Origin of the sequence: Microcoleus sp. Pol12B4 (genome assembly GCF_036701385.1) — a bacterium.
Lineage (GTDB): Bacteria > Cyanobacteriota > Cyanobacteriia > Cyanobacteriales > Microcoleaceae > Microcoleus.
The window spans coordinates 1-5125 of sequence record NZ_JAUBQR010000184.1 but is presented as its reverse complement, the minus strand read 5'-3'; the positions used below and the strand labels follow the sequence as shown (position 1 = coordinate 5125).

Sequence of the window (5125 nt, the reverse complement as noted above, 5' to 3'; positions counted from 1 at the left end):
AAGCAAATCATCGGGGCGATGCGTCTGACGTGGCTTTCGGGAACTCCGGCTATTTCTGATAACTCTTCGGCGTGGGTAAAAATGTAGCCTTCGTTTTGCAAAGATTCAAGATCATTGGCATAGACGATCGGCAAACCCAAGATTCTGACCATATCGTCTTTGGTACACTCATTAATATCTATTTTGCCGCGCACGTTTGCCAGTTCTTCGGCATTCGTCGCAGTTGCAGGAACCAGTAAACCTCTGGGTGCAGTTTTGATCAGATAGCGCTTTTTCAAACTAAAAGCAGTAACAATTTGAGCGATCCACACGATCGTACCCAAATTAGCTGAAGAAGATACCGCTAGTGCTGCTAAAGTAATTGCAACACCCCATCCCATCCAACTGCGAATATTTGACTTTTGACCTGCATAGGCGATCGCCAATCCGCCGAAGTAGGGAATAAAAGAATACCACACCCAGTTTGGAGTTTGACGCAGCCAGTATAAATCTTGAGACACTTTAATTTTATCCTTAAATAGCTGTGATCTCACACTTACTTATTTCACTCCCACTTTTTTAATAGTGGGCTTTCTTCTTCCTTCTTCCTTCTTCCTGACATCCGTTACCTTCGTTACCGAACTTCCTTCTTAATTACAATTCTCGCAACAGTTTTTGGCGTTTTTCTTCATATTCTTCGGCGGTAATTGCGCCCATATCGTAAAGTTTTTTCAATTCGCCGATCGCGCCTGTTACATCTTTTGCCGCTCTGAGGGCATACCCCGACGGCAACGTGCCGCCATTGTACTGAACTTGAAAAGCTTGTTCCGACATCAGCAGTAGGCCGATAAAGTCGAAAAATGCGATCAGTGACGGAATTAATGTCCAAGAAAATAGCAAGTATAATACCCCTGCTAAGTTATTGCCCAAATAAAATTTGTGAACTCCGAAACCTCCAACAAAGAAAGCTAACACAACTGCTACGGTTTTATCTTTTACCATTTTTACTTTCCCCAGTTTTTATTTTAACTCGGCGATCGACCTTTAACGAGCGACCTAAGTAAGCTTACTAATTTTTACTCATTTATTTTGGTTTTTGCGAAACTTAGACATCGCAAAATACAGCAGAACTATACCGACTTGAGCCTGTAGAATCACCAAGTAGCCTCTCAAGAAATAATTGAGTTCGCTGCCTGAATTGAAAGAAAATATTAACAGACCCAAGGCTGCGTAGGGTGCGAAACGCCTCCAACTCGGCGTTCCCTCTAAGTTGCGGCTGTTCAAATTACTCATGGGTTTAAGCCTCATCCTAAATTAAAATTTAGCTATAAATTAGCCGGATTGTCAAATTCCGTTTGGTACGAGCGCCCGGGTAAGTCTCTCAATCATCAGCCGACAAGATATTACTTCCATGTTAAACTCTGTTTTTCCGCTCAAGTAAGGAATCTGGACTCGTCGATCTGGATCTGTGGCTGATATTACAGATTAGGGTGAACCCGCCCCTATAGGAATTCCGGTTATTTTACCGACCTAGATATCAGGGGCGCACCGAACACCCTAGTGCTGTTTTTGGCAAGAGTCGATCGCCCTGACGAGCACTCTCAAAAAAACTCGATTAATTCACAATTATTAACAACCGCTCCAATTAACTCGCGCCACCGCCCAAAAGAAACAGACTCAGGAGAGTACCACTGTTCCAAAGACTGTGGAGAAGCATAGGAGCAAGGAGATTGCGCGATCGCGTGTACACAAACCCCAAAACCGCACCCAAAGTCGCCAAAGGCAGAATCTCAGAGACACTCAAGTGAGCCACAGCAAACAAGAAAGCAGAAGCTGCGATCGCTCCCCAAACAGGCAAATAGCGAGTCAGAGAAGGCAGCAGAAAGCCTCGAAACACAATTTCCTCAAAAACCGGAGCGGCGATCGCGGCAGTACCGAAAAACACCGCCAAAGCCACGTTGTCCCTACCTTCGAGAACGATCGGCAAAATCGGATTGCTGCCACCTTGTCCCTGCCAAAATTGCTGATTAATCAGCGACACCAAAACTACCAAAGGCAAAGCAACAAAATAGCCGCCAAAACCCCACAAAAACCAACTTCCCCGCCAATTTATCCGAAACCAACCTTCCGGCAAAGGCAAAAAAGACTTGACCGAAAAATACAGTACCGAAAGCCCCCCAGCCGACAGCAAGACATAAGTAGCAAAGATATAAAAAGCCTTGTCGCGCGGGTCAAAAGTAGCAGGATTGAGTTTTAAAACAGCCAGAGAAACAGGAAGCAACAAATAGGGAATCAAGATTTGCCCGACAAAGAAAAAGCCGACAACCAGCACCTGCCAAACAATCTCGCCGTCCCAAGGCACATCCCAAGTCAAGCTCGCATTTCGCGCCAACACCGGGCCGGAACCTGCTGTATCTAACTGCTTCCGCTGCAACAACCACTGCACGGTCAAACCAACCAGCAAAACCGTACCAATACAAAGTGCGATCGCCGGAACGCCAACTATAATTGCCAACTTTTCTACAGCTTGCTCAGCCGTTGCTTGCTCTGCTGCTTGCAGCGCCACCAGCTCTTTAGAACGTTCTTGCAGCTTGTAAAGTTGAGCGAGAGCGCGATAGCGAAACCAGCCCTCCAAAGACTTTTTAATGTTCTGCTCGGCATCCGGCAGCAGTTGAGCCGGATTGCTCCAAATTCCCGTTAAAACTTTAGCAGTGACCGCCGAAGGGTCGTAATCAATTTGAGTGTTGTACCGCTCAACTAAATTTTTCCAAGTTTGGATCGCCGCCTGAGTTTTGTCGCTGCTTGCCTGCAAAATTCCCAGGCGCAAGTCAAGTTCGTTTAGCAGCAGTGACTGTTGCTCGAACGACTCTGACAAAACCTTAGTTTGAGCAGAATTCAGAGTATTATCATCAGACTTGGAGGCGACGGGCGACTGAATTTCTTTAAATTGTGCTTGAGTTGTTTCGAGAGTTTTGCGAGTCGAGTCTCGCGCTTCTTGATATTGCGTCAAAGCCGTATTTAAAGGATCTGCACCGACAATATTGTTGCGCGCCGAACTTAAATTAGCACTCTGATTATTTTCTCCTTGCCACTCGGAGGCGTGAAGCATCAAATTTGTCTGGTAGAGTTCCAGCCGACTTTGAATTTGTGGCTGGTTCCAACTAGCAACTAAAGATAAACCGACCAGGGCGATCGCGATCGCCGTTAAAATACCTAAAATCACCCGCTTCAATGTCATTCCTGCTTTTCCGTCCCGCGCGAATCCGTGGCTAAATCTTTTCCGTCTTTAATCATAGGTCGTTGCAGACGAGAGTATCCCGACAACTGGTAAAATTTCACTGGCTCATCTTTTTGACTCGCCTCAACAAGACTTACGCCACAAATCCTTGACCCGCCATGTATGGGTAAGGTGCGCACTGCGCACCCGCAGCGGGGTAGCAGGCTAAATCTAAAATCTAAAATCTAAAATCTAAAATCGAATGACTCGCATTATCTTAGTCCGTCACGGCAAAAGCACCTACAATCAAGAACGCCGCATCCAAGGCCGCCTGGATAAATCGATTTTGACAGAAGCAGGCCGCAGCGCCGCCCTGCAAGTAGGCGACACACTCAGCAGTATCGCCTTTGATGCCGCCTATACCAGTCCCTTGCAACGAGCCAAAGAAACAGCGGAAATCATCCTGTCGCGCTTGACAAATCCGCCACAACTCCAGCCAACTGATAATTTAATGGAAATCGATTTGCCTCTTTGGGAAGGAATGCTGCGCCAAGATGCGATCGACAAATTCCCCGAAGCATATCAGCAGTGGCAAAGACAGCCAGACAAATTTTCCATGAAACTGCCATCTGCTGACGGCGACATTGAACACTTCCCAGTATTGGCAATTTTTGCTAACGCCCGACACTTTTGGCAAGAACTTTTATCGCGCCATCAAGACGGCACAATTCTAGTAGTAGGTCACAACGGAATCAACCGCGCTCTCATCGCCACAGCCTCGGAAATTACCCCGGATTACTATCAATCAATTCAACAGTCAAATTGCGGAATTAGTGTCATTAATTTTGGTCCTTCCCCTGTTACTAACGACAAACTCGGAGAGCAAAGAAAGAAAGTTGCAATTCAATTAGAGTCGGTAAATTTAACTTCCCATACCGGGGAAATTTTTCCCAAACCGAGGGACGGACACCAAGGCCCGCGATTGTTGCTGGTGCGTCATGGCGAAACAGACTGGAATAAAGCAGGTAAATTTCAAGGGCAAATAGACGTGCCTCTCAACGATAACGGCCGCGAACAATCCCGGCGGGCAGCAGAATTTCTCAAGGATGTAAAATTGGATTTTGCGATCAGCAGTTCGATGCTACGTCCAAAAGAAACTGCGGAAATTATTCTCAAATATCACGGCGGTTTGCAACTAGAACTCCGCGACGAGTTGAGGGAAATCAGCCACGGACTTTGGGAAGGAAAGTTTGAATCAGAAATCGAACAATCCTATCCGGGTTTGCTCGAAGAATGGAAAACATCTCCTGAAAAAGTCCAAATGCCCGAAGGAGAAAATTTGCAGCAAGTTTGGCACAGAGCGATCGCATCTTGGCGAGAAATAGTACAATCTGTTTCTGGTACTGGAATTGTCGTTGCTCACGACGCCATTAACAAAGCTATTCTCTGCCACCTATTCGGTTTAGAACCTGAACATTTCTGGAAATTCAAACAAGGAAACGGAGCCGTTAGCGTGATTGATTATCCCCACGGCCCGGATGGTTTGCCGGTATTACAAGCGATGAATGTCACAACTCATTTGAGCGGCGGAGTTTTTGACAAAACAGCAGCCGGAGCACTGTAATTAGTAAAGTGCTGAGCGCGAACCCGTAGCGGAAGGAACGCCCACCGCTACGGGTTCGCGCCTGAAAAATGTTTGAATTTTGATAACAACCGCGCCCGACGCTTAGGAAGTTCTTAATTCCTGAAACTAATGCGGTGGATTGCTTCTTCCTTCTTCCTGACATCCGTTACATCCGTTGCCGAACTTCCTTCTTCCTTCTGTTATATGAGCCGCGAACTGCTACAAAATGTACGAGTGCTAGATCCAGTTTCAGGGAGCGATCGCATCGCTGATATTCTGATTGCTGAAGGTGATATCAAAGCAGT

Annotated in this window: 5 protein-coding genes; 1 reads left to right on the top strand and 4 read right to left on the bottom strand. The window is 46.4% G+C overall.

Translation table 11 applies throughout. The features are described 5' to 3' along the window. From QUA38_RS21845 to QUA38_RS21830, 4 genes are all read right to left on the bottom strand, one after another. The coding region (locus QUA38_RS21845; RefSeq protein WP_333165492.1) for a helix-hairpin-helix domain-containing protein at positions 1-500 on the bottom strand (500 nt) is incomplete at its 3' end. A gap of 133 nt (positions 501-633) precedes the next feature. Beyond that, complete coding sequence (locus QUA38_RS21840; RefSeq protein WP_333045272.1) at positions 634-981, bottom strand: NINE protein; 348 nt, start codon at positions 979-981, stop codon at positions 634-636. Between the two features lie 78 nt (positions 982-1059). Then, positions 1060-1272 (bottom strand): hypothetical protein, encoded by a 213-nt coding sequence (locus QUA38_RS21835; RefSeq protein ID WP_333165490.1) that lies wholly within the window; start codon positions 1270-1272, stop codon positions 1060-1062. A gap of 352 nt (positions 1273-1624) precedes the next feature. Further along, the gene (locus tag QUA38_RS21830) at positions 1625-3217 is read right to left on the bottom strand and encodes a type II CAAX endopeptidase family protein (protein ID WP_333165487.1); all 1593 of its coding nucleotides are present in this window, start codon (positions 3215-3217) and stop codon (positions 1625-1627) included. 241 nt (positions 3218-3458) lie between these two features. Between QUA38_RS21830 and QUA38_RS21825 the strand changes: the two genes are divergently transcribed. Further along, complete coding sequence (locus QUA38_RS21825) at positions 3459-4820, top strand: histidine phosphatase family protein (protein WP_333165485.1); 1362 nt, start codon at positions 3459-3461, stop codon at positions 4818-4820. The last annotated feature ends 305 nt before the right edge of the window (positions 4821-5125 follow it).

Bases quoted from the DNA above. Each gene is read 5' to 3' on its own strand.
- QUA38_RS21840 (WP_333045272.1), bottom strand. From the start codon at position 981: ATGGTAAAAGATAAAACCGTAGCAGTTGTGTTAGCTTTCTTTGTTGGA.
- QUA38_RS21835 (WP_333165490.1), bottom strand. From the start codon at position 1,272: ATGAGTAATTTGAACAGCCGCAACTTAGAGGGAACGCCGAGTTGGAGG.
- QUA38_RS21830 (WP_333165487.1), bottom strand. From the start codon at position 3,217: ATGACATTGAAGCGGGTGATTTTAGGTATTTTAACGGCGATCGCGATC.
- QUA38_RS21825 (WP_333165485.1), top strand. From the start codon at position 3,459: ATGACTCGCATTATCTTAGTCCGTCACGGCAAAAGCACCTACAATCAA.